Below are 23,278 nucleotides of genomic sequence, written 5' to 3'. Positions count from 1 at the left end.
CGGGGATCAGGCGCCGAGGTAGGCCAGGACGGCGAGGACGCGGCGGTTGTCGTCCTCGGACTGCGGCAGCCCGAGCTTGCCGAAGATGCTGTTGGTGTGCTTGCTGATCGCCTTCTCGGTCACGAACAGCTTCGCGGCGATCGCGGCGTTCGAGCGGCCCTCCGCCATCAGCCCGAGCACCTCGCGCTCGCGAGGAGTGAGCTGCTGCAGCGGCTCCTCGCGGGCGTGCCGGGTGAGCAGCTGGGCCACCACGTCGGGGTCGAGCGCGGTGCCGCCGCCCGCGACCCGGCGCACCGCCTCCACGAAGACCTTGACGTCCGACACGCGGTCCTTCAGCAGGTAGCCGATGCCGCCCGTGCTGTCGGACAGCAGCTCCCGCGCGTACAGCTGCTCCACGTGCTGCGACAGCACCAGAACCGGCAGGCCCGGGACCTCCTTGCGCGCCTCCAGCGCGGCCCTGAGCCCCTCGTCGGTGAACGTCGGCGGGAGCCGGACGTCCACGACCGCCACGTCCGGGCGGTGCGTGGTCAGCGCCCGCAGCAGGGACGGCCCGTTGTCGACCGCCTCGACGACCTCGAACCCGAACGCCTCCAGCAGGCGGATCAGCCCGTCCCGGAGGAGGGCGAGGTCCTCGGCGATGACAACGCGCACGGCAGCTCCATGGTCACGACGGTCGGCCCGCCGACCGGGCTCGTCACCGCCATCGTCCCATCGAACGCCGCCAGCCTGCGCTCGATACCGCGCATTCCGCTCCCGGCCGCCGGATCGGCGCCGCCCGTCCCGTCGTCACCGACGATCATGAGCAGCCGGTCCCCGGGGTGCTCGATCTGCACCCAGGCGCGCCGCGCGGCCGAGTGCTTGACCACGTTGGCGAGCATCTCCGCGACCGCGAAGTACGCCGCCGACTCCACCGGGGCGTCGCCGCGCCCCGGCAGGTCGATCCGGACGTCGACGGGCAGCGGCAGGGTGAGGGCGAGGGCGCGCACCGCGCCGTCGAGGCCCCGCTCGGCCAGGACCGGCGGATGGATGCCCCGGACCAGGTCGCGCAGCTCCGTCAGCGCCGTCCCGCTCGCCTCGCGGGCCTCGGCCAGGAGCTTCTGCGCCGTCTCGGGGTCGTGCTTCATCATCTCCTCGGCGAGGCCGATGTTCATGCTCAGCGCGACCAGCCGGGCCTGCGCGCCGTCGTGCAGGTCGCGCTCGATGCGGCGCAGCTCGGCCGCCGAGGCGTCCACCGCCTCCGAACGCGTCTCGGTGAGCCGCTCGACGCGCTCGGCCAGCGCGTCCCGCGTCGGAGCGAGCAGCGACTGGCAGAACCTGGCGTGCGCCCTCAGGAACAGCGGCCCCAGCGGGACGGACGCCGCCGTCAGCGCCGCGCCCAGCACGAGGGTGCCGACGAAGCCGATGACGCCCCAGTCGCCCAGCGGCCAGAAGGGACCCCACCCGTAGTCGGTCAGCAGCGACACCCACGGCGCCACGAACACGCCCTCCAGCCCGTAGATCGTCATGCCGCCCGCGAGGATGCCGAGGACGAGCGCGACCGGCACGTTCAGGAGCGTCCACAGCAGGTCGCGCCACGAGGCCGGATCGGCGAGGACCCACTTCAGCCGGCCGAACACGCCCGCCCCGGCCGGCTCCGGCCGGTACGGGACGGGGATCCGCACCCCCGACCACCCGGCGGCCCACGCGCGCTGCTGGTTGGCGACCGTCCTGATCGCCTGGAACATCACCGGAGCCAGGACGACCCCGAACCCCAGCGGGATGAACGCGATCGACAGCACGGTCACGATGAACAAGGGCAGGTTCACCGCGTACGCCAGCACGATCTGGACGACGGACCGTCCGAAACAGGTGAGGGCGCGCCGCCCGTACCCGCGCAGTAGCTCGCTCACCGTTCCTCCAAGGGTTCGCCGTGGGACCTCCACCATTGTCATCGTTCGCCCCTCGTGGCTCGGTGGTGCTAGACCCCCTCTTCGTGACCGATGCGGTGGGGTTAGGCCTACCGTCATTCGAGCGTGACAAGACAACCGGCCCCGTTCCCTGGACAATGCACAGGCGACACTCAGGGGAGAAAGCGAATTCAAGCTGTGACAGCGACCATCAGCCAGACGTCCGACGGCCAGGGCCCCGGGCCCGCCCTGCGGCCCATCACCGAGCGCATCGCCGAGGAGATCGGCGTCCGCGAGGGGCAGGTGCGGGTCGCGGTGGACCTGCTCGACGGCGGGGCGACCGTCCCGTTCATCGCCCGCTACCGCAAGGAGGCGACCGGCGCGCTCGACGACGCCCAGCTCCGCGCGCTGGAGGAGCGGCTGCGCTACCTGCGCGAGCTGGACGAGCGCCGCGCCGCGATCCTGGAATCGGTCGAGTCGCAGGGCAAGCTCACCGACGAGCTGCGGGCGCAGATCATCACGGCCGACTCCAAGGCGCGGCTGGAGGACATCTACCTCCCGTTCAAGCCGAAGCGGCGGACGAAGGCCCAGATCGCCCGCGAGGCCGGGCTCGAACCGCTCGCCGAGATGCTGCTCGGGGACCCGTCCCGCGACCCGCAGGCCGAGGCCGCGGCGTTCGTGGACGGGGAGAAGGGCGTCGCCGACGCGGCCGCCGCGCTGGAGGGCGCCCGCGCCATCCTGGTCGAGCGCTTCGCCGAGGACGCCGACCTCATCGGCGCGCTGCGCGAGCGGATGTGGAACCGGGGGCGCATGGTCTCGCGCGTGCGGGACGGCAAGCAGGAGTCGGGCGCCAAGTTCTCCGACTACTTCGACTTCGCCGAGCCGTTCGCGAAGCTGCCCTCGCACCGCGTCCTCGCGCTGTTCCGGGGGGAGAAGGAGGAGGTCCTCGACCTCGACCTGGAGCCCGAGGAGGCGGGGGAGGACCCGGCCGCGCGCAGCTCCTACGAGGTGGAGATCGCCCGCCGGTTCGAGATCGCCGACCGGGGGCGTCCCGCCGACAAGTGGCTGTCGGACGCGGTCCGGTGGGCGTGGCGCACCCGGATCCTCGTCCACCTCGGCATCGACCTGCGCACCCGGCTGCGGCAGGAGGCCGAGGACGAGGCGGTCCGCGTGTTCGCCGCCAACCTGCGCGACCTCCTGCTCGCCGCGCCCGCCGGCACCCGCACGACCATGGGCCTCGACCCGGGCCTGCGCACCGGCGTCAAGGTCGCCGTCGTGGACGCGACCGGCAAGGTCGTCGCGACCGACACCATCTACCCGCACGAGCCGCGCCGCAGGTGGGACGAGTCGGTCGAGACGCTCGCCCGGCTGGCCCGCGAGCACCGGGTCGACCTGGTCTCGATCGGCAACGGCACCGCCTCGCGCGAGACCGACAAGCTCGCCGCCGACCTGATCGCCCGGCATCCCGACCTCAAGCTGACCAAGGTCATGGTGTCGGAGGCGGGCGCGTCGGTGTACTCGGCGTCGGAGTACGCGGGCCGCGAGCTGCCCGGCATGGACGTCTCGCTGCGCGGCGCGGTGTCCATCGCCCGCCGCCTGCAGGACCCGCTCGCCGAGCTGGTCAAGATCGACCCCAAGTCGATCGGCGTCGGCCAGTACCAGCACGACGTGTCCGAGGTGAAGCTGTCGCGCTCCCTCGACGCCGTCGTCGAGGACTGCGTGAACGCCGTCGGCGTCGACGTCAACACCGCGTCCGCGCCGCTGCTCACCCGCGTGTCCGGCATCGGCGAGGGCCTCGCCGACAACATCGTCGCGCACCGCGACGCCAACGGTCCCTTCCGTAGCCGCGCCGGGCTGAAGGGCGTCCCGCGGCTCGGCCCGAAGGCGTTCGAGCAGTGCGCCGGCTTCCTGCGCATCCCCGGCGGGGACGACCCGCTCGACGCCTCCAGCGTCCACCCCGAGTCCTATCCGGTCGTCCGCCGGATCCTGGACTCCGCGGGCACCGACATCAAGTCCCTCGTCGGCAACACCGCCGTCCTGCGCTCGCTCAGGCCGGCGGAGTTCGTCGACGACACCTTCGGGCTGCCGACCGTCACCGACATCCTCGCCGAGCTGGAGAAGCCCGGCCGCGACCCGCGCCCGGCGTTCCGGACCGCCACGTTCAAGGAGGGCGTCGACAAGCTCGCCGACCTCGAACCCGGCATGCTCCTGGAGGGGGTCGTCACCAACGTCGCCGCGTTCGGCGCGTTCGTGGACGTCGGCGTCCACCAGGACGGGCTCGTGCACATCTCCGCGATGTCGGACAAGTTCGTCTCCGACCCCCGCGAGGTCGCCAAGCCCGGCGACATCGTCCGGGTGAAGGTCCTGGACGTCGACCTGCAGCGCAAGCGCATCTCGCTCACGCTGCGCCTGGACGACGAGCCGGGCCGCGACCAGCAGGGCGGCGGCGGGCGGCGCGGCGAGCAGCGCGAGCAGCGCGAGGGCGGCGCACGTCCGGCTCGCGGCGGGCAGGACGGGCGCGGCCAGGGCCAGCGGGGCCAGGGCCAGCGCGGTCAGGGCCAGCGCGGTCAGGGCCAGCGGGGGCCGGGCCAGCGCGGTCAGGAGCAGCGCGGTCAGGACCAGCGAGGCCAGGACCAGCGAGGCCAGGACCAGCGCGGCCGGAACCAGCGCGGCGGGCAGCGCCGCGGTGGCCAGGGAGGCGGCGACTTCTCCGGCGGCGGCGCCATGGCCGACGCGCTCCGGCGCGCCGGCCTGGACAAGGGCCTCCCCAGCAAGGACAAGGGCCGCTCCGGCAAGAAGCGCTGACACCCGGCGACACGCGTCGAACGGCGTCCCGTTGCCCGGCGGCGGGGCGCCGTTCAGTCGTCGCCGAAGCCGCGCCAGCGCCCGTCCGAGCCCGTGTCGGTCGGCGGCCGCGGGCGGACGGGACGCCGCGGCTGCGGCGCCGCCTCGGGGCGAGGAGCTTCGGGCCGGGCGTAGGGGCCCTCGCCGAGCGGGTCCTGCGCGTACGGGGAACGCTGCTGCGGCACCTGCGGCGCATGCCGGTACGCCTGGCCTAGCCTCGGGCCGCCCAGCGCCGGCCCGCCGGCCGCCGTGCCGCCGAACGGGTCGATCGCGTCGGCGGCCTCCGCGGAGGCGTCGTCGGGCCCGGCCGGAACCGGCCGGTGCCGGGGGAACTGCAGGACGGCGACCGCGCCCAGCGCCAGCGCGCCCAGCCGCATCGCCGAGTGCGCCGCGTCCTGCGGCCACGGCTCCGCGTAGAGGAACGTGCCCATGGCCAGCAGGTAGGTCTTGGCGCTCACCGTCATCACGGTGGCGACGATCGAGACCCGGCAGCGCTGGAACGCCATGACCATGATCCCGAACCCGATGGCCGCCGCCAGCACCGTCAGGTACGGCCACGGCGTCGCGGCGATGCGCAGGCTCGTGGCGTGCGCGTCGTCGCTCCACCCCTTGATCGCCAGCTCGGCGGTGCCGACCGGGAAGCCCGAGCTCAGACCGTAGGCGATGCCGGTCACCGGGCGCGCGTGCCGGCCGTCGGGCCGGTGGTCGCCGAGGACGAGGATCAGCACCGGCACCAGCACCGCGGGGGCGACCACCGCGGCGATCCTCCACAGCGGCGCGTCGGCCGAGCCGATCGGCTCGTCCCCGCGCAGCGACGCGGTCAGCAGCAGGATCGCCCCGCCGATCAGCACCAGGCTGAGCCACTCGCGCGGGGTCAGCCGCTCGCCGAAGAAGACCAGCGCGATGAGCAGCAGCGGCACGATGCCGGACATGAAGATCGGTACCGCGGTGGACAGCGGCAGGTGGCGCAGCGCGAGGATCTGCAGGCCGAGGCCGCCGAGCACGATCCCGAGCGCGATCAGGAAGACCCAGTTGCTCACGATCGTCCGCACCATGTGCGGGATGCGGTTGCCCCGTACGGCGGGCATCCGGTCGGCCGCGAGCTTGAACACGGCGAACCCGAGGTAGTAGAGACCGGTCGCACCGAAGGCCGCGGCTATCCCGTTCATCCCGGACGAGTATGGGGGTCCCGGTGCTCCATGTCACTGCCCGTGCGGCGGCGCTGACTCGGATTCGCCGGGCTTGCGGGCCACCGATGTCCGCAGCCGGGGCCGCGACCCCATAGACTTGGCCGCGCGAAGGCGCGGAGCCGTATTTCGGCGTGCCCGCGCCGCAGAGAGACTGACCGGCCGAGCACCACGGCGCAGCCCGCTGCGTGGAGGCCGAGGGCTCGCACGTAAAGAGGAAGAGAACGCGTCGAACGCCGCGGCCGAGACAGCGCCCGATCAAGGAGACCGACCCCAGTGAAGACCGATGTCGAGGAGCTGACCCCCACGCGGGTCAAGCTCACCGTCGAGGTTCCGTTCGACGAGCTCAAGCCGAACCTCGACAAGGCGTACAAGGAGATCTCGCAGCAGGTGCGGATCAAGGGCTTCCGGCCCGGCAAGGTTCCCGCCCCGCTGATCGACAAGTACGTCGGCCGGGGCGCGGTCCTCCAGGAGGCGGTCAACGACGCGCTTCCCGAGCTGTACGGCCGCGCCGTCGAGGAGTCCGAGATCTTCGTGCTCGGACAGCCCGACGTCGAGGTGACCGAACTGGAGGACGGCACCCAGTTCGCCTTCACCGCCGAGGTCGACATCCGGCCGAAGTTCGAGGTGCCCGACTACGACGGCCTGGAGGTCGTCGTCGAGGACGCCGAGGTCACCGACGAGCAGGTCGGCGAGACCATCGACAACCTCCGCGAGCGCTTCGCCTCCCTCACCGGCGCCGAGCGCGCGGCCGAGGAGGGCGACTTCGCCACCATCGACCTCGTCGCGCGGATCGACGGCGAGGAGATCGAGGACGCCTCCACCGCGGGCTACTCCTACGAGGTCGGCAGCAACTCCGCGATCGAGGGGCTGGACGAGGCCATCGTCGGCCTCGCCGCGGGCGAGGACAAGACCTTCACCGGCACCCTGGTCGGCGGCGAGCACGCCGGCGAGGAAGCCGAGATCACCGTCACCGTGCAGAGCGTCAAGGTGAAGAACCTGCCCGACCTGGACGACGAGTTCGCCCAGCTCGCCAGCGAGTTCGACACGATCGAGGAGCTGCGCGAGGACGTGCGCGTCCGGCTCGGGCGGCAGGTGAAGCTGCAGCAGCTGTCCGAGGCGCGCGACAAGGCCCTCGAGGCGCTCCTGGAGAAGGTCGACATCCCGCTTCCCGAGAAGGTCGTGGAAGAGGAGATCGGCCGCCGCAACCAGCAGCTGGAGCAGCAGCTCCAGATGGCCGGCATGACCAAGGACGACTACCTCAGGGAAGAGGAGAAGACCGCCGAGGAGTTCGACACCGAGGTCGCCGACGCGGCCCGGCTCGCGGTCAAGGGCGGCTTCGTGCTCGACCAGCTCGCCGTCCAGGAGGAGCTGAACGTCGAGAACGAGGAGCTCAGCGAGTACGTCGTCTCGCAGGCGATGCAGATGGGCGTGCAGCCGCAGCAGCTCGCCGAGTACCTGACGCAGAACAACCAGCTCCCGGCGATCGTCTCGGAGGTGCTGCGCAGCAAGGCGCTGAACCTCGTGGTCGAGCACGTCACGGTCAAGGACGAGTCGGGCAACGAGATCGACGTCGACGCCGTGCAGCGCGAGCTGAACGGCGAGACCGTCCAGGCCGAGGACGCCGGCGAGGACGCCGCCGACGTGCAGGCCGAGGGCGGCGCGCCGGAGGAGGCCCCCGAGGAGACGGCTGAGGCCGCCGCTGAGGAGACCCCGGCCGACGAGGCTGCCGACGAGCAGGACGGCAAGACCAAGGACGCCTAGAGCTTTTCCTGGACGTCCGTGAGGCACCGGGCACGCCCCGCACCCGTACGACGGGTGCGGGGCGTGCGCGTGAGCGGGGTCCTCCGGGCCGGATGCGAGGCGAAGATCGTCCGTGGGCCCGCGCGTCGCCCGGGCCGCGCCGGGTACGCCCCTGGCGAAAAGCCGGGCCCCCGGGCGTGAGTGGGCCCGTGAGCGCGTTAATGTCCAATCATCCGAACCGATTAAAAGGACCGGAGGAACACCCGGTGAGCATGCCTCCGACTTTCGACGAGTCGTCGCGGATCCAGGCGCGGGTCGCCGAGGCGCCCCTGTTGCCTCTGGGCGACCAGCTGTTCCAGCGGCTGCTGCGCGAGCGCATCGTCTTCCTCGGCCAGCAGGTCGACGACGACATCGCCAACCGCATCTGCGCCGAACTCCTGCTGCTGTCGGCCGAGGACGGCCGCCGCGACATCACGCTCTACATCAACTCGCCAGGCGGCTCCGTCACCGCCGGCATGGCGATCTACGACATCATGCAGTACGTCCCGAACGACATCGTCACGGTCGGCATGGGCCTGGCCGCCTCGATGGGCCAGTTCCTGCTGTGCGCGGGCGCCCGGGGCAAGCGCTACGCCCTGCCGCACGCGCGGATCATGATGCACCAGCCGTCCGGCGGCATCGGCGGCACCGCCTCCGACATCAAGATCCAGGCCGAGCAGATGCTGTACGTCAAGAAGACGCTCGCCGAGAAGATCGCCGAGCACACCGGCCAGGAACTCGACCAGATCGAGCGCGACTCCGACCGGGACCGCTGGTTCACCGCCGACGAGGCCAAGGACTACGGCTTCGTCGACCACGTCGTGCTCAGCGCCAACCAGGTGCCCTCCGAGGGCCCCGTCTCCTGACGACCTCACAACGATTCGGAGGCACACAGTGAGCGACCTCATCCGACCCGGTTTCAGCGATATGGTCCGGCCCGCCGCGTACGCGGGCGGTTCTCCGAAGCCGGTCGACGACCGTTACATCATTCCGTCGTTCGTCGAGCGCACCACGTACGGGGTCAAGGAGATGAACCCGTACAACAAGCTCTTCGAGGAGCGGATCATCTTCCTCGGCGTGCAGATCGACGACGCGTCCGCCAACGACGTGATGGCCCAGCTGATCACGCTGGAGTCGATCGACCCCGACCGCGACATCAGCATCTACATCAACTCGCCGGGCGGCTCGTTCACCGCCATGACGGCGATCTACGACACGATGCAGTTCGTCAAGCCCGACATCCAGACCGTGTGCATCGGCCAGGCCGCGTCCGCGGCGGCGGTGCTGCTCGCGGCCGGGACGCCGGGCAAGCGGGCGGCGCTGCCCAACTCGCGGATCCTGATCCACCAGCCCGCGACCGAGGGCAGCTACGGCCAGTCCAGCGACATCGAGATCCAGGCCCGCGAGATCATGCGGATCCGCGATCTGCTGGAGTCGATCCTGGCCGAGCACAGCGGCAAGGGCATCGACGAGGTCCGCCGCGACATCGAGCGAGACAAGATCCTCACGGCGGCCGAGGCCAAGGACTACGGCCTCATCGACGACGTCTTCGCCAGCAGGAAGCGGAAGGCCGAGGTAGTGTCGTCCTGAGACGGCACGAGGACGAGGGAGTCCCCCAGCCCGGTCGTCACACTTCCGGGCGAGGGGCTTTCCAAGTCCGCTGGAGGCGGTAACGTCGAATCCGACGTCGTGAGCCTCCGGGACGCAGACCAGCTGCGCCGCATCCTCCAAGGCTGGCGGCCCCACGAAAAGGAGACGGTTGGGTGGCACGCATCGGCGACGGTGGTGACCTGCTCAAGTGCTCGTTCTGCGGGAAGAGCCAGAAGCAGGTCAAGAAGCTCATCGCGGGTCCGGGCGTGTACATCTGCGACGAGTGCATCGATCTCTGCAACGAGATCATCGAGGAGGAGCTCTCCGAGACCTCCGACCTCAAGTGGGACAACCTGCCCAAGCCGCGGGAGATCTACGAGTTCCTCGACTCCTACGTCATCGGGCAGGAGACGGCGAAGAAGGCGCTCTCCGTCGCCGTCTACAACCACTACAAGCGGATCCAGTCGGGTGACACCGGCCGTGACGACCTGGTCGAGCTGGGCAAGTCCAACATCCTGCTCCTCGGTCCCACCGGATCCGGCAAGACGCTGCTCGCGCAGACGCTCGCCAAGCTGCTCAACGTCCCGTTCGCCATCGCGGACGCCACGGCGCTGACGGAGGCGGGCTACGTCGGGGAGGACGTCGAGAACATCCTCCTCAAGCTGATCCAGGCGGCCGACTACGACGTCAAGAAGGCCGAGACCGGGATCATCTACATCGACGAGGTCGACAAGATCGCTCGCAAGAGCGAGAACCCGTCGATCACCCGGGACGTGTCGGGGGAGGGCGTCCAGCAGGCCCTGCTGAAGATCCTGGAGGGCACCACCGCGAGCGTGCCGCCGCAGGGCGGCCGCAAGCACCCGCACCAGGAGTTCATCCAGATCGACACCACGAACGTGCTGTTCATCTGCGGCGGGGCGTTCGCCGGCCTGGAGAAGATCGTCGAGTCCCGGGTCGGCAAGCAGGGCATGGGCTTCGGCGCGCAGATCCGCTCCAAGTCCGACTTCGAGGAGTCGTCGGCCGTGCTCGGCGACGTGATGCCCGAGGACCTGCTGAAGTTCGGCATGATCCCCGAGTTCATCGGCCGGCTCCCGGTGATCACCTCGGTGCACAACCTGGACCGCGAGGCGCTGATCAACATCCTCACCGAGCCGAAGAACGCGCTGGTGCGCCAGTACCACCGCCTCTTCGAGCTCGACGGGGTCGACCTGGAGTTCACCGACGACGCCCTGGAGGCCATCGCCGACCAGGCCATCCTGCGCGGCACCGGTGCCCGCGGCCTCCGCGCGATCATGGAGGAGGTGCTCCTGTCGGTGATGTACGAGGTGCCGAGCCGCCAGGACGTCGCCCGCGTCGTCATCACCCGCGAGGCCGTGCTGGAGCACGTCAACCCGACCCTCGTCCCGCGCGACCGCCCCAAGCGCGAGCCGCGGGAGAAGTCGGCCTGACACGGCACGAGATCCGAAGCGCGAGATCTGAACCGCACGAGAGCAGCGGGCGCCCACGCGGCACCGCTGCTCTCGGCGTTTCCGGCTAGGGGCGCGTCTGCTCGGCGGCCTCGCGGGACGGGTGGTTCCTGAGGGCGAAGTCGACGGTGTCCAGCGCCCACGCCCAGGACGCGTCGGCCGCGCGGGCCGTGTGGCCGAAGGCGCCCGCCAGTTCCAGGCTCACGTAGCCGTGGAACACGCTGCCGAGGAAGCGCACCGCGTCGGTCTGGTCGGGTTCGGGAAGGTCGTACCCGCGCAGGATGGCCCTCGTCATCTCCGCGTGCCGGGGCCCGGCGCTCGCCGCCGCCGTCTCCGGGTCGAGTTCGAAGCGGGCCGCGGCGTACCGTCCGGGATGCTCGGCGGCGTAGGCGCGGTAGGCGCCGGCGCACGCCACGAGAGCGTCCTTGCCCGCGCGCCCCGCCACCGCGCCCGCGACCCTGTCGGCCAGTTCCTCCAAGGCCAGCAGGGCGACCCGCACTTTCAGCTCCCGCGCGTTCTCGATGTGCGCGTACAGGCTCGGGTCCCTGACGCCGAGCCTGCGCGCCACCGCCGAGACGGTGAGCCGGTCGAAGCCGATCTCGTCGGCCAGCTCCGCCGCCGTCCGGGCGAGGCGTTCGGCGGTGATGCCCGCGCGTGCCATGGAACCCCCTGCCTAAGGTAACTTGGTATTTGCCTAATTGTATTAGGAAGAGCCGGGGGGACGGACATGACCGAGTGGATCACCACTCCCATCGACATGCGCATCGTGCGCGGCGCGCTCGAACTGGAGCGGACGGCCCGCGGAGTGCTTCCGCACCGGCTGCCCCTCGCCGCCCGTCTCCAGTTCCACGACGAGTACATGGCGAGGACGGAGGAGCAGCCGTCGGGAGTGCGGCTGGCCTTCCGCACCCGGGCCACCGCCGTGGAACTGGACGTCCTGCCCACCAAGCGGGCCTACGAGGGCGCCCCTCCGCAGCCGGACGGTCTCTACGAGCTCGTGATCGACGGGCGTCCGGCGGGCCGGGGCAGCGTGCCCGGCGGGAACCTGGCCGTCATCGACATGGCGACCCAGAAGGCGGTCACCAGGCCGGGTGAGCCGGGCACCCTCAGGTTCGCGGGCCTGGCCCCCGAGGCCAAGGACGTGGAGATCTGGCTGCCGCAGGTCGAACCCGCCGAGCTGATCGCGCTGCGCGCCGACGCCCCCGCCGAACCCGTCCCGGACACCGGACGCCCCGTGTGGCTGCACCACGGAAGCTCGATCAGCCACGGCTCCACCGCCGCCGGCCCCACCTCCACCTGGCCCGCGGTGGCCGCAGCCCGGGGCGGGGCCGACCTGATCAACCTCGGCTTCGGCGGCAACGCGCTGCTCGACCCGTTCACCGCGCGCGCCATCCGCGACACCCCCGCCGACCTGATCAGCCTCAAGATCGGCATCAACGTCGCGAACGCCGACGCGATGCGGATGCGCGCGTTCGGGCCCGCCGTGCACGGCTTCCTCGACACCGTCCGCGAGGGGCATCCCGACACGCCGCTGCTGCTCGTCTCGCCGATCCTGTGCCCCGTCCAGGAGCACACGCCGGGCCCCCTGGCCCTCGATCCCGAGGGCCCGGGGCTGCGGTTCCGGGCCACCGGCGACCCGGCGGAGGTCGCGAGCGGGCGCCTGACGCTCACCGTCATCAGGGACGCGCTGGCCGGCATCGCCGCCCGGCGCGCCCAGGACGACCCTCACCTGCACTACCTCGACGGCCGCGCGCTCTACGGCGAGGCCGACTACGCGGAGCTGCCCCTGCCGGACGGGATCCATCCCGCCCCCGAGAGCCACCGCCTCATCGGGGAACGCTTCGCGGCACTGGTCTTCGAGAACGAGCACGGAGCCTTCGCGGCCCGCTGAGCCAGGGGGAGGGGGCCGGGCGCCCGCCCGGATGCCGCTAGGCGGCCGGGCCGGGGGAGATGTCGCCGACCAGCGCCGCGACCTCGTCGACGAGGGCCTTCTGGTGCGGCTGGAGGTCCTGGCCCGCCATTCCGGAGACCACCGGCAGGAACGGGTCGTCGAACGGCTCGGCGCCGGCCAGGGTCTCGATGACCGCCAGACCGCAGAACGGCACGTACACCGGGTTGTAGCCGCCCTCGTGCGACATCGCGATCCGGCCGGAGCACACGTCCTCGGCGACGTCCATGAGCCGCCGCGTCATGGTCCGGTAGCCCGTGGAGGTGAGCAGCTGGCGGGCCAGCGGGTCCATCGCGCTGCCGTCGAAGCCCGAGGCGACGAGGATGAGATCCGGCCGGAACCGCTGCAGGGCCGGCGCCACCACCTGGTCCATGGCGTACAGGTAGCCTCCGTCGCCGGTGCCCGGCGGCAGCGGGACGTTCAGCGCGTACCCGAAGCCGGCGTCATCACCGCGTTCGGTGAGCGCGCCGCTGTTCGGCGGGAAGCAGTTGTCCTGGTGCAACGAGATCGTGAGCACGTCCGGGTCGCCGTAGAAGAAGGACTGTGTCCCGTTGCCGTGGTGGACGTCCCAGTCGACGACCGCGATGCGCCGCACCCCGAGGACGTCGCGGGCGTGCCGGGCGGCGATGGCGAGGTTGCCGAAGATGCAGAACCCCATGCCGCTGCCCGCGACGGCGTGGTGACCGGGCGGGCGGACCAGGGCGTACCCGTTGGCGACGTCGCCGTTGACGACCGCCTCGACCATCGTGACGACGCCGCCGGCCGCCAGGGTCGCGATCTCGTAGCCTCCCTTGCCGAAGGGGCTGAAGCCGTCCCCGGCGTCGCCGCCCTTCGGCCACCCGCTCTCGGTCTTGATCCGCTCCAGGTGGTCCCGGGTGTGGACCTTCAGGATCTCCTCTTCCGTGGCGTGCCGCGGCCGCACCCGCTCCAGCCGGTCGATGAGCCCGGACACGACGATCAGTTCGTGGATGCGCCGCTTGGTCTCGGCGTTCTCCATGTGCATGTAGGGCTGCAGCCCGGCCGCCGGGTCCGCCCCGAACAGGCCGGCGTTCGATCCGGTGTCATGCCAGCCGAAGATCTCGTGATACAGGTAGCCCGTGGCCATCGCTTGTTCCTCTTCCGGTGACGAGAGCGCTTTGCCCAGTGGAGGCACCGGTCGCCGCAGGTCCGCCTGCGGGCCCGGTCGCGTTATGGGACCGCGGGCCGGGCGTCCGGGACATCCGTAGAACTGCGGAGTCGCTCGGCCGGCGCGGGAGCGGCCCCCGCCGCCCGGGGCCCGGGCGCGAGCGCGGCTTCGGATCGTGACGCCGGGAGATCTTGTCCGGGCACCCGTCCGCGCCATAGATTCGGGGCTCTCGTCGTGGCTCGCTGCCCGACCGTGCGCGGCCAGGAGGTGCCATGCCCGCATATCGGCATCTCGCGCTCGCGGCCGAGATCGGGATGCTGGTCCACGAGCCTGACGCGGTCCAGGCGCGCCGGGAGATGCTGCGCCTGCTGAACGAGGTCGTGGACGGCGACGCCGCGTCCCTGATCGCGGTCGACCCGTTCGACGGGAAGCACCGCCAGGTCGCCGGGGTGGGCTACACGGCCGAGACGGCGCGCTCGCTGGCCGTCGACTTCGCCCGCACCCCCTGGTTCGACGACGTGCTCAACGCCGAACTCCCCCCGTCCATCTCCGAGGAGCCGAGCCAGAGCTTCCGCCGCGGCTGGTTCTACGAGGAGCACGTGGAGCCCGCGGGATTCCGGGACGGCATGACGGGGGCCCTGCGGCGCGACGGGCGGTACGTGGGCCTCGTGCACCTCTCCAGCGGACGGCACGGCGCGTTCGACACCCGGGGACGCCGGCTGCTCGCATCCCTCATGCCCGCGCTGGCCGCGGTGGCGGATGTGGCGGGGCGCGCCGCCCACGCCGGCGGAGTGCGGCCCTCGGACCGCGTCGCCCTCGTGTCCGGCGGCCGGATCGTGCCGGTGCCGGAGCGGGAGCGGCCGCAGGTGCTGGAGGATCGCGCCTTCCGGGAGGTCGTCGCGGAGTTCCGGGAGTCGGGCGGGCGGCGGCTCCACGCACTCTGGCCCCTCGACCGGACGTGGCACCGCTTCGGGCTGCTCTCGCCCGAGCTTCCCGTCTGCCCGCCGGGGGCGGTTCTCGTCCACACGCGGCCCGCCGTGGTGCCGTACGGACTGACCGGCCGCGAAGTGGAGGTCCTGACGCGCCTGGCGATGGGGATGTCCAACGACGTCATCGCCCAGCAGTTCTTCCTGTCGCCGCGCACGATCCACAAGCACGTCGAGCACGTCCTGCAGAAGACCCGGACGTCGAGCCGGACCGAGGCCGCGGCGCTCGCCGTGCGCGAGGGCATCCTGCGCCCCGTTCCCGGACTGCCCCGGCGCGCCGGGGTGCGGGCCTTCCTGGCCCGTGCGGGCGGTTGATTCGCGCCGCCCTCGCGCGGGACCGGGACGTCAGCCGCGGGACTCGCCGAGACCGGCCTCGCGGGCCAGGACGATGGCCTGGGCGCGGTCGGCGACGTGCAGCTTCATGAAGATGTTCGAGACGTGGTTGCGGACGGTCTTCTGGCTGAGGTAGAGCGTCCCGGCGATCTCGGTGTTGCTGCGGCCCTGCGCGATCAGTTCGAGGACCTCCCGCTCCCGCTCGGTGAGCTGCGGGAACGCGGCCTGCCGCGGGTCGGGCATGTCGGTGAAGTAGGTGAGCACGCGGCGCGCGATCTCCGGGCCGTAGATGGCCTCGCCCGCCGCGACCGCCTTCACCGCGCGGGCGATCTCCTCCGCGCCCGACTCCTTCAGCAGGTAGCCGCGGGCGCCGGCGCGCATCGCCGCGAAGACCGAGTCGTCGTCGCGGAACATCGTCAGCACCAGCACGCCGATGCGCGGGCTGGTGCGGGTGATGGTGCGGGTCGCCTCGATGCCGTTGCCGCCGGGCATGTGCAGGTCCATGATGACCACGTCCGGCTGCAGCTCCGCCGCGAGCCGCACCGCGCCCGGGCCGTTCTCGGCCTCGCCGACGACCTCCACCCCGAGCGCCTGCAGCAGGCCCTTCAGCCCCTGCCGGAACACCGGGTGGTCGTCGGTGATGAGCACCCGGATGGTCTCGGTCATCTCCGCCCGTCTCTTCCGATGGAGGGACGATGGTACCCGGCGGCGATCCGCGCGGAGGCGAGCGGCAGGCGGACGGTGACGACGGTCCCGCCGCCGTTCCGGGACGTGATCGCGCAGCTGCCGCCGAGCTCGGCGGCCCACTCCTTCATCGCGGCCAGGCCGCGGCGCGGCCTCGGCTGGCCCCCGTTGCGGAGGGCGTCCGGCAGGCCGGGCCCGGTGTCGGCGACCATCAGGTGGAGGTCGGCCTCCCGGGTCAGCCTGACCGTCACGGCGCTCCCGGGGGCGTGCAGCCGGACGTTCGTCAGCGCCTCCTGCGCGATCCGGTACGCCGCGACCTCCACCGCGGCCGGCAGTCCCGCGGGCTCTCCGTCGAACCGGACGTCCACCCGCTCGCAGCAGCCGTCGGCGAACGACTCGATGGCGCCGACGAGGCCGAGGTCGTCCAGCGCGGGGGGCCGCAGACCGTGCGCGAGGTCGCGGATCTCCCCGACGGCCGTCGCCAGCCGGTCCCGGACCTCGGCGAGCACCGGGTCCATCCGCTCCGGCTCGCCGGCGAGGGTGATGCGGGCGGCGTCCAGCGACATCGCGAGGCTGGCGAGCGTCGGCCCGAGCCCGTCGTGCAGGTCGTGGCGCAGCCGGCGGCGCTCCTCCTCGCGGCTGGCGAGGATGCGCTCGCGGGAGCGCTGCAGGTCGGCGGTGAGGCGGTGGAGGTGAGGGATGGTCGCGGCACGTGCCGCCACGGCCCCCGCTGTGAACGCGCCGGCCAGCACGGCGGCGCGTGCCAGTCCCGCTCGCATCCCGTCCCTCTCCCTCCGCCCCGCCGTCGCGGGACTTCGCCGCCACCCTTTCCGGCGAGGCGACCCGGTGTCAGGTGACCAGTGTCCCGATCGCGGCGGGAAAACGCTCTCTGGCCCGTCCCGCCGCGTGTCGCGGGCGCCGCGCACGACCGGATCGAAGTGATCTGCGGGGACGTGGGCGGTGCGACAGGGGCTCGCCGGTGCGGATCTCCTCCGCGCGACCGGCCGTCCTGGGCCGTCCACCCCGCGCGTCCCCGTAGAATCGTCAGCCGTGACACAGCCCAGCACTGAGCGCGGCCAGGGGGCCGCCGCGGACGTCGACCTTCCCACCCAGTACCGACCGGCCGATGTAGAGGGCCGGCTCTACGAGCGGTGGGTATCGGCGGGGCTGTTCACCGCCGATCCGGAGCGCGCGCCGGAGCGGCCGGCCTTCTCGATCGTGATCCCGCCGCCGAACGTGACCGGCTCGCTGCACATGGGCCATGCCCTCGACCACTCCATCCAGGACACCCTCGTCCGGCGCCGCCGGATGCAGGGCCACGAGGTGGCGTGGGTGCCGGGCATGGACCACGCGGGCATCGCCACGCAGAACGTGGTGGAGCGCGAGCTGGGCAAGGAGGGCCTGTCGCGGCACGACCTCGGGCGCGCCGACTTCGTCGAGCGGGTCTGGCAGTGGAAGGCGGAGTCCGGCGGCCGCATCCTCGGCCAGATGCGCCGCCTCGGCGACAGCGTCGACTGGACGCGCGAGGCGTTCACGATGGACGACGACCGCGCCCGCGCCGTCCGGACGATCTTCAAGCGGCTGTTCGACGACGGCCTGATCTACCGCGCCGAGCGCATCATCAACTGGTGCCCGCGCTGCCTGACGGCGCTGTCGGACATCGAGGTCGAGCACGAGGAGGTCGACGGCGAGCTGGTCTCGATCCGGTACGGGTCGGGCGAGGACGAGATCGTCGTCGCGACCACCCGGGCGGAGACGATGCTCGGCGACACCGCCGTGGCCGTCCACCCTGAGGACGCCCGGTACGCGCACATGGTCGGGCGCGAGATCGAGCTCCCGCTGACCGGCCGCCGCATCCCGGTCGTCGCCGACGAGCACGTCGACCCCGCGTTCGGCACCGGCGCCGTCAAGGTGACCCCCGCGCACGACCCGAACGACTTCGAGATCGGGCGGCGGCACTCGCTGCCGTCCCTGTCGGTCATGGACGAGCGCGGCGTCGTCACGGCGCACGGGCCGTTCGCCGGGCTGGACCGCTTCGAGGCGCGCCCGGCGGTCGTGGCCGCGCTGCGCGAGCAGGGCCGGATCGTCAAGGAGGTCCGCCCCTACAAGCACTCGGTCGGGCACTGCCAGCGCTGCTCCACGGTCGTCGAGCCGCGCGTGTCGCTGCAGTGGTTCGTCAAGGTCGAGTCGCTGGCGCGGGCCGCGGGCGACGCCGTCCGCGACGGCCGCGTCAAGATCCACCCGCCGGAGATGGCGTCCCGCTACTTCGAGTGGGTCGACAACATGCACGACTGGTGCATCAGCCGCCAGCTGTGGTGGGGGCACCGGATCCCGGTCTGGTACGGGCCGGACGGCGAGGTCGTCTGCCCGGGGCCTGACGAGGAGCCGCCCGCCGGGTGGACTCAGGACTCCGACGTCCTCGACACGTGGTTCTCCTCCGCGCTGTGGCCGTTCTCCACGCTCGGCTGGCCGGACGAGACGCCCGACCTGAAGCGGTTCTATCCCACGTCCGTCCTGGTCACGGGCTACGACATCCTGTTCTTCTGGGTCGCCCGCATGATGATGTTCGGGCTGTACGCGATGGACGGCGTCCAGCCGTTCGACACCATCGCCCTGCACGGAATGGTCCGCGACCAGTTCGGCAAGAAGATGTCCAAGTCGTTCGGGAACGTCATCGACCCGCTCGACTGGATCGACGCCTACGGCGCCGACGCCACCCGCTTCACGCTGCTGCGCGGCGCGAACCCGGGCGGCGACGTCCCGGTGGCCGAGGAGTGGGCGCAGGGTTCGCGCAACTTCTGCAACAAGCTGTGGAACGCGACCCGGTTCGCGCTCATCAACGGCGCGCACACCCGCGGCGACATGCCCGCCGAGCTCTCCACGGTCGACGCCTGGGTCCTGTCCCGGCTGCACGCGGTGATCGCCGAGGTCGACGCGCACCTGGAGGCGTTCGACTTCGCGAAGGCGTGCGAGGCGCTCTACCACTTCGCGTGGGACGAGGTCTGCGACTGGTACGTGGAGCTGGCCAAGGTGCAGCTCGCCGACGAGCGCGCCGAGGCGACCCGCCGCGTGCTCGGCGAGGTCTTCGACAACCTGCTGCGGCTGCTGCACCCGGTCGTCCCGTTCGTCACCGAGGAGCTGTGGACGTCCCTGACGGGCGCGGAGACGGTCGTCACCGCGCCGTGGCCCGCCGCCGACCCGGCGCGGCGCGACGCCGGCGCCGAGGAGCTCGTCGGCTCGCTCCAGCGGATGGTGACCGAGGTGCGGCGGTTCCGCGCCGACCAGGGCCTCAAGCCCGGTCAGCGGGTCGCCGCGCGGATCGAGTGGAACGGCTCCGCGCTGCACCGCCACGAGGACGGCATCCGTTCGCTGCTGCGCCTCACCGAGCCGGAGGACGGCTTCTCCTCGACGGCGTCCCTGCCGGTCGAGGACGTGAAGGTGCACCTCGACACCGCCGGGGTGATCGACGTCGCCGCCGAGCGCAAGCGGCTGGAGAAGGACCTGGCCGCCGCCCGCAAGGAGGTCGACCAGGCGCGGCGCAAGCTCGGCAACGAGGCGTTCATGGCGAAGGCGCCCGAGGCGGTCGTGGCGAAGAACCGCGACCGGCTCGCCCAGGCGGAGTCCGACATCGGCAGGCTGGAGTCGCAGCTGGCCGCGCTCCCGGCGGGCTGACCTCCGCCGGGGGGCCGGCCCGGCCGCTCTTGACACGGGTGCTGACACGGCGATCCTTCGGCACGGCGGCGCCTGCCGCAGTTACGATCCGGTAGGGCCCGTGGGCCTTTGCGGTAGTTGAACCATCAGGAGTGCAATGGCCGATTCACCACCTCGGTCCGGCACGCCGGACTCCCCGTCCGGCGATGACCTGGACGAGGCGCAGGTCATCGAGGACGGTCCCGGGCCGGAGGCCGCCCCGGCGCCCTTCGGCGGCGCGCGCCCCTGGTGGTCGGTCGACATCGGCGACGGGACCGGCCCGCACGCGATGGTGAACGGCACCGGCCCGCAGGCCATGCCGCCCCTGCGGGAGGTCTCGGGCCCGTACGCCATGCCGAGGAACGGCACCGGCCCGCACGCGATGCCGGTCTCGGCGAACGGGTCGGGAGCGCTTCCGGTCGTGGGCACGGGCCCGCACGGCGTCCTGCGGGACGGCACCGGCCCGCTGCCGCGGGTGACCGGCGCGCCGGCCGGGCCCGGCGGAGGCCTGCCGAAGCCGCTGCTGGTCGCGGGCGCCGTGGCGGTCGCGGGGGTGCTGCTCGTCGCGGGCGTGCTGGCGCTGCGGAGCGGCGGCGCCGCCGAGGACACCGGGGCGGCGGCCGGTCCCGGGCCGTCCAAGAAGGTGGTCAAGGCGGGGCCGACGGCCGGGGGCCTGCACAAGGATCCGCTGACCTCGCCGCAGGCGAGCGTCGCGTACCCGTTCGTCGCGGGCGCGGTCGAGTCGGGCGGCGTCCCGGTGGCCGGGAGCGGCCTCGCCGTCTACACCGAGGAGCCGGTGCGCAAGGTCAACGTGCTGTTCGTGGGCGGGACGGGCCGGATCGGCGATCCCGCGGACTTCCTCCAGGAGACGCAGCCGACCACGTTCATCGCCGGGCAGGACGCCGACCCGGGGCGCAGGGGCGGCAAGGCGGTGTGCGGCACGTTCGCCGTCCTCGCCGAGACCCACACCTACTGCGCGTGGGCGACCAAGGACTCCTTCGGAGTCGTCGCGTCCAACAAGCCCACGGCGAACCCGCAGTTCCCCCTGATGGCCGACCTGATGCACCGCATCAGGAAGGACGTCGAGAAGCCGAAGTGACGTAGAGGCGCTCGGTGTCGGCGCCCACCGCGTCCAGGACGAGTCCGGTGAAGTGGACCGTGCCGAGGGCGACCACGCGGTGCCCGAGCGTCGCGAGCGACTCGGGCGTGATCGCGGCGGGCCCTACCACGTCCCACCGGGGCGGCAGGGCGCGGGTGAACCGCAGGTGCGGCAGCGCGAGCCGGACGAACGTCACGGGCAGCGCGCCCAGTTCGGCGACGGCGCCGTCCAGGTCCTTGTGGTCGGGGAGGCAGACCACGACATGGTCGATCGTCCCCCACGCCTCCCGGGCGGCGGTGAGGGCGGCGGCGACCCCGGTCCGGTCGATCGCGGAGTCGACCAGCATCCGGGTGGCCGACCCGGGCACGTCGTGCCATGACAGGCGGCCGGGCAGGACGATCGAGGACAGCACGTCCCGCACCGTCCCGGCGGGGGGCTCGGCCGCTCCGGGGAGGCGGCGGGCGGCGACCACGCCGAGTTCGGCCGCCGCGCGTCCGAGGCCGGCGGGGAGCACGTCCCGGGGGAGCCCGCTGCCGCCGGGCCCGACGAACTCCACGGCGCCGAGGACGCCCGCGACCTCGGCCGACTGCGGCGCCGACAGGACGCGCGTCCGCGGCCCGGCGACGCCGAGCTTCTCCTCGGCGATCTCGGCCGCCGTGTCGCCGAGGACCCCGGCGTGCTCCCGGAAGACGGGCGTGATCGCGGCCACGTCCGGGGGGAACAGGGCGACCTCGTCCGACCGTCCGCCCATGCCCGCCTCCAGGACGAGCGCGTCCGCGCCGGCGCGGCGCGCGTGCAGGACGCCCGCGATCGTGAAGAGCCCCGACGGCGACAGGTAGCCGCCGGACGGCGGGGGGAGCGCGGCCACGGCCTCCCCGAGGACGTCCGCCAGGAGGGCGAGTTCCCCGGCGGAGACGGCACGCCCGTCCACCCTGATGCGGTCGCGCTCGGTGCGCAGCCCGGGACTCGTGACCGTGCACACGCGCAGCCCGGCGGCCCCGAGGAACGCCGACGCGTAGGTCGCCGCCGTTCCCTTCCCCTTGGAACCGACGACGGTCAGGACCGGGACGCCCGGCGCGAGGAGGCCCAGCGCGTCCGCCAGGGCGCGGGCCCGCCCGAGGTCGCGGGTCTCGCCCGGGGCGCGCCGCTCCCATTCGCGGAAGAACACCTCCATCCCTCCAGTGTGGGCCCGGACGGAGGCGCGCCCGCCGCCGAGTAGGCTCTGTGACCGTGAGTCAGGTATCCGAGCCGTCCGATTACAGGGCCACCGTCGGCGCGATCATGGGGCGCGGGGTCGAGTGGGAGATCGACCCGACCCTCGACCGGATCGCCGACCTGGTCGACGTCCTGGGGGCGCCGCACCGCGCGTACCCGGTGATCCACATCGCCGGGACGAACGGCAAGTCCACCACGGCCCGGCTCGTCGAGGCGCTGCTGCGCGAGCGCGGCCTGCGCACCGGGCTCTACACCAGCCCCGAGCTGACGACGCTGCGCGAGCGCATCGCGATCGACGGGGAGCCGATCAGCGAGGAGCGGTTCGTCGAGGCGTTCAACGACGTGCTGCCCTACCTGCAGCTGGTCGACGACAAGCACGAGAACAGGCTGTCGTTCTTCGAGGTGCTCACCGCGATGGCCTTCGCGGCGTTCGCGGACGCGCCGGTCGACGTGGCGGTGGTGGAGGCCGGCATGGGCGGCGCCTGGGACGCCACGAACGTCGCCGACGGCGCCGTCGCGGTGATCACGCCGATCGGCCTGGACCACACCCGCTACCTGGGCGACACGCTGGAGCAGATCGCCGGGGAGAAGGCGGGCATCATCAAGCCGGGCGCGATCGCGGTGCTGGCGCAGCAGCCCGTCGAGGCCGCCGAGGTGCTGCTGCGGCGGGTTGTGGAGACCGGCGCGGCGGCGGCGCGCGAGGGCGTCGAGTACGGCGTGCTCAGCCGGGACGTCGCCGTCGGAGGCCAGCAGATCTCGCTGCGCGGCCTGCACGGCGTCTACGACGAGATCTTCCTGCCGCTCTTCGGCGAGCACCAGGCGAGCAACGCCGCGACGGCCCTGGCCGCCGTGGAGGCGTTCGCCGGCGGCGCCCCCACCCGGGGCGAGCCGAACCTGGAGGCCGCGACCCGGATCGCGCCCGGCGAGTCCTTCCTCGGCGGCGAGGAGGGGCAACTCGACCCGGCCCTGGTCCGCAGCGGCTTCGCCAAGTCGGCCTCGCCGGGCCGGCTGGAGGTCGCCCGGACGGGCCCGACCGTCCTGCTGGACTCGGCGCACAACCCCGCCGGGATGGCCGCGACCGTCGCCACGGTCACCGAGTCGTTCGGCTTCACCCGGCTCGCCGGGGTCCTCGCCATCGCCGCCGACAAGGACGTCGCCGGGGTCCTCGACCAGCTCGAACCCGTCCTGGCCGAGCTGGTGGTGACCCGCAACTCCTCGGCGCGCTCGATGCCGCCCGAGGAGCTGGCCGAGATCGCCGAGGGGGTCTTCGGCGCCGAGCGCGTCCATGTCGTCCAGCGGCTGGACGACGCCATCGACCGGGCGATCGGTCTCGCCGAGGAGACCGGCGAGTACCGGGGCGCCGGCGTGCTGATCACCGGCTCGGTGGTCACCGCGGGCGAGGCCCGCACCCTGCTGCGCGTCGAGGAAGGCCGGTGACGGGC

General features: G+C 72.6%; 18 protein-coding genes. 10 read left to right on the top strand and 8 right to left on the bottom strand.

The genetic code is table 11. The features are described from left to right. Positions 1–6: 6 nt before the first annotated feature. Together AB0K37_RS13730 and AB0K37_RS13725 are read right to left on the bottom strand one after the other, a co-directional pair. Positions 7–651: a response regulator transcription factor gene (locus AB0K37_RS13730; RefSeq protein WP_363979621.1), complete on the bottom strand. Its 645-nt coding sequence runs from the start codon at positions 649–651 to the stop codon at positions 7–9. After that, positions 603–1,889: a sensor domain-containing protein gene (locus tag AB0K37_RS13725; protein ID WP_363979618.1), complete on the bottom strand. Its 1,287-nt coding sequence runs from the start codon at positions 1,887–1,889 to the stop codon at positions 603–605. The genes AB0K37_RS13730 and AB0K37_RS13725 overlap by 49 nt, the downstream gene beginning before the upstream one ends. 195 nt (positions 1,890–2,084) lie before the next feature. Here AB0K37_RS13725 and AB0K37_RS13720 point away from each other — a divergent pair, with 195 nt between their 5' ends. After that, positions 2,085–4,691 (top strand): Tex family protein, encoded by a 2,607-nt coding sequence (locus AB0K37_RS13720; protein ID WP_363979615.1) that lies wholly within the window; start codon positions 2,085–2,087, stop codon positions 4,689–4,691. Between the two features lie 53 nt (positions 4,692–4,744). Here the strand turns inward: AB0K37_RS13720 and AB0K37_RS13715 are convergent, their stop codons facing one another. Then, entirely contained in the window at positions 4,745–5,899 is a 1,155-nt protein-coding gene (locus AB0K37_RS13715; protein ID WP_363979612.1) for an EamA family transporter, read from the bottom strand. A 294-nt stretch (positions 5,900–6,193) separates the two neighbouring features. On the opposite strand from AB0K37_RS13715, the gene tig reads away from it, so the two are divergent. The 4 genes from tig (at position 6,194) to clpX (ending at position 10,737) form a co-directional block, all read left to right on the top strand. Beyond that, complete coding sequence (gene tig / locus AB0K37_RS13710; RefSeq protein ID WP_363979609.1) at positions 6,194–7,681, top strand: trigger factor; 1,488 nt, start codon at positions 6,194–6,196, stop codon at positions 7,679–7,681. Between the two features lie 251 nt (positions 7,682–7,932). Beyond that, positions 7,933–8,565 carry an ATP-dependent Clp protease proteolytic subunit gene (locus AB0K37_RS13705; RefSeq protein WP_345181000.1) on the top strand — a complete coding sequence of 211 codons (633 nt, stop codon included), beginning with the start codon at positions 7,933–7,935 and terminating at the stop codon, positions 8,563–8,565. 61 nt (positions 8,566–8,626) lie between these two features. Further along, the gene (locus AB0K37_RS13700) at positions 8,627–9,289 is read left to right on the top strand and encodes an ATP-dependent Clp protease proteolytic subunit (RefSeq protein ID WP_185034410.1); all 663 of its coding nucleotides are present in this window, start codon (positions 8,627–8,629) and stop codon (positions 9,287–9,289) included. Positions 9,290–9,462: 173 nt separating this feature from the next. After that, on the top strand, positions 9,463–10,737 hold the full coding sequence (gene clpX, locus AB0K37_RS13695; protein ID WP_149261596.1) for an ATP-dependent Clp protease ATP-binding subunit ClpX: 1,275 nt from the start codon (positions 9,463–9,465) through the stop codon (positions 10,735–10,737). Positions 10,738–10,822: 85 nt separating this feature from the next. Here clpX and AB0K37_RS13690 read toward each other — a convergent pair whose 3' ends face one another. Then, positions 10,823–11,416, bottom strand: a complete 594-nt coding sequence (locus AB0K37_RS13690; protein ID WP_363979605.1) for a WHG domain-containing protein — start codon at positions 11,414–11,416, stop codon at positions 10,823–10,825. Between the two features lie 66 nt (positions 11,417–11,482). Between AB0K37_RS13690 and AB0K37_RS13685 the strand changes: the two genes are divergently transcribed. After that, complete coding sequence (locus AB0K37_RS13685; protein ID WP_363979602.1) at positions 11,483–12,646, top strand: GDSL-type esterase/lipase family protein; 1,164 nt, start codon at positions 11,483–11,485, stop codon at positions 12,644–12,646. A 37-nt stretch (positions 12,647–12,683) separates the two neighbouring features. Here AB0K37_RS13685 and AB0K37_RS13680 read toward each other — a convergent pair whose 3' ends face one another. Further along, on the bottom strand, positions 12,684–13,808 hold the full coding sequence (locus tag AB0K37_RS13680) for a class II histone deacetylase (RefSeq protein ID WP_363979599.1): 1,125 nt from the start codon (positions 13,806–13,808) through the stop codon (positions 12,684–12,686). Between the two features lie 293 nt (positions 13,809–14,101). On the opposite strand from AB0K37_RS13680, the gene AB0K37_RS13675 reads away from it, so the two are divergent. Further along, positions 14,102–15,130: a LuxR C-terminal-related transcriptional regulator gene (locus AB0K37_RS13675; RefSeq protein WP_363979596.1), complete on the top strand. Its 1,029-nt coding sequence runs from the start codon at positions 14,102–14,104 to the stop codon at positions 15,128–15,130. A 30-nt stretch (positions 15,131–15,160) separates the two neighbouring features. Here the strand turns inward: AB0K37_RS13675 and AB0K37_RS13670 are convergent, their stop codons facing one another. After that, positions 15,161–15,814 (bottom strand): response regulator transcription factor, encoded by a 654-nt coding sequence (locus AB0K37_RS13670; RefSeq protein ID WP_179836648.1) that lies wholly within the window; start codon positions 15,812–15,814, stop codon positions 15,161–15,163. After that, a complete protein-coding gene (locus tag AB0K37_RS13665) occupies positions 15,811–16,611 on the bottom strand; it encodes a sensor histidine kinase (RefSeq protein WP_363979593.1) in 801 nt (266 codons plus the stop codon). The genes AB0K37_RS13670 and AB0K37_RS13665 overlap by 4 nt, the downstream gene beginning before the upstream one ends. Positions 16,612–16,882: 271 nt before the next feature. On the opposite strand from AB0K37_RS13665, the gene AB0K37_RS13660 reads away from it, so the two are divergent. After that, positions 16,883–19,504 carry a valine--tRNA ligase gene (locus tag AB0K37_RS13660; protein ID WP_363979590.1) on the top strand — a complete coding sequence of 874 codons (2,622 nt, stop codon included), beginning with the start codon at positions 16,883–16,885 and terminating at the stop codon, positions 19,502–19,504. Between the two features lie 136 nt (positions 19,505–19,640). Beyond that, a complete protein-coding gene (locus AB0K37_RS13655; protein ID WP_363979587.1) occupies positions 19,641–20,621 on the top strand; it encodes a hypothetical protein in 981 nt (326 codons plus the stop codon). Here AB0K37_RS13655 and AB0K37_RS13650 read toward each other — a convergent pair. Next, positions 20,593–21,795 carry a hypothetical protein gene (locus AB0K37_RS13650; RefSeq protein WP_363979584.1) on the bottom strand — a complete coding sequence of 401 codons (1,203 nt, stop codon included), beginning with the start codon at positions 21,793–21,795 and terminating at the stop codon, positions 20,593–20,595. The two genes, AB0K37_RS13655 and AB0K37_RS13650, sit on opposite strands and share 29 nt — an antisense overlap. Positions 21,796–21,902: 107 nt before the next feature. On the opposite strand from AB0K37_RS13650, the gene AB0K37_RS13645 reads away from it, so the two are divergent. Next, on the top strand, positions 21,903–23,273 hold the full coding sequence (locus AB0K37_RS13645) for a folylpolyglutamate synthase/dihydrofolate synthase family protein (protein WP_363979655.1): 1,371 nt from the start codon (positions 21,903–21,905) through the stop codon (positions 23,271–23,273). Positions 23,274–23,278 lie beyond the last annotated feature (5 nt).

The sequence above is a fragment of the Actinomadura sp. NPDC049753 genome (assembly GCF_040674655.1).
In the GTDB taxonomy this organism is placed as follows: domain Bacteria; phylum Actinomycetota; class Actinomycetes; order Streptosporangiales; family Streptosporangiaceae; genus Spirillospora; species Spirillospora verrucosospora.
The sequence above is the reverse complement of the archived record's forward strand: the minus strand, read 5'-3'. Positions and strand labels throughout refer to the sequence as shown.

Bases quoted from the DNA above. Each gene is read 5' to 3' on its own strand.
- AB0K37_RS13715 (WP_363979612.1), bottom strand. From the start codon at position 5,899: ATGAACGGGATAGCCGCGGCCTTCGGTGCGACCGGTCTCTACTACCTC.
- AB0K37_RS13705 (WP_345181000.1), top strand. From the start codon at position 7,933: ATGCCTCCGACTTTCGACGAGTCGTCGCGGATCCAGGCGCGGGTCGCC.
- AB0K37_RS13700 (WP_185034410.1), top strand. From the start codon at position 8,627: ATGGTCCGGCCCGCCGCGTACGCGGGCGGTTCTCCGAAGCCGGTCGAC.
- AB0K37_RS13690 (WP_363979605.1), bottom strand. From the start codon at position 11,416: ATGGCACGCGCGGGCATCACCGCCGAACGCCTCGCCCGGACGGCGGCG.
- AB0K37_RS13685 (WP_363979602.1), top strand. From the start codon at position 11,483: ATGACCGAGTGGATCACCACTCCCATCGACATGCGCATCGTGCGCGGC.
- AB0K37_RS13680 (WP_363979599.1), bottom strand. From the start codon at position 13,808: ATGGCCACGGGCTACCTGTATCACGAGATCTTCGGCTGGCATGACACC.
- AB0K37_RS13675 (WP_363979596.1), top strand. From the start codon at position 14,102: ATGCCCGCATATCGGCATCTCGCGCTCGCGGCCGAGATCGGGATGCTG.
- AB0K37_RS13670 (WP_179836648.1), bottom strand. From the start codon at position 15,814: ATGACCGAGACCATCCGGGTGCTCATCACCGACGACCACCCGGTGTTC.
- AB0K37_RS13665 (WP_363979593.1), bottom strand. From the start codon at position 16,611: ATGCGAGCGGGACTGGCACGCGCCGCCGTGCTGGCCGGCGCGTTCACA.
- AB0K37_RS13655 (WP_363979587.1), top strand. From the start codon at position 19,641: ATGGCCGATTCACCACCTCGGTCCGGCACGCCGGACTCCCCGTCCGGC.
- AB0K37_RS13650 (WP_363979584.1), bottom strand. From the start codon at position 21,795: ATGGAGGTGTTCTTCCGCGAATGGGAGCGGCGCGCCCCGGGCGAGACC.
- AB0K37_RS13645 (WP_363979655.1), top strand. From the start codon at position 21,903: ATGGGGCGCGGGGTCGAGTGGGAGATCGACCCGACCCTCGACCGGATC.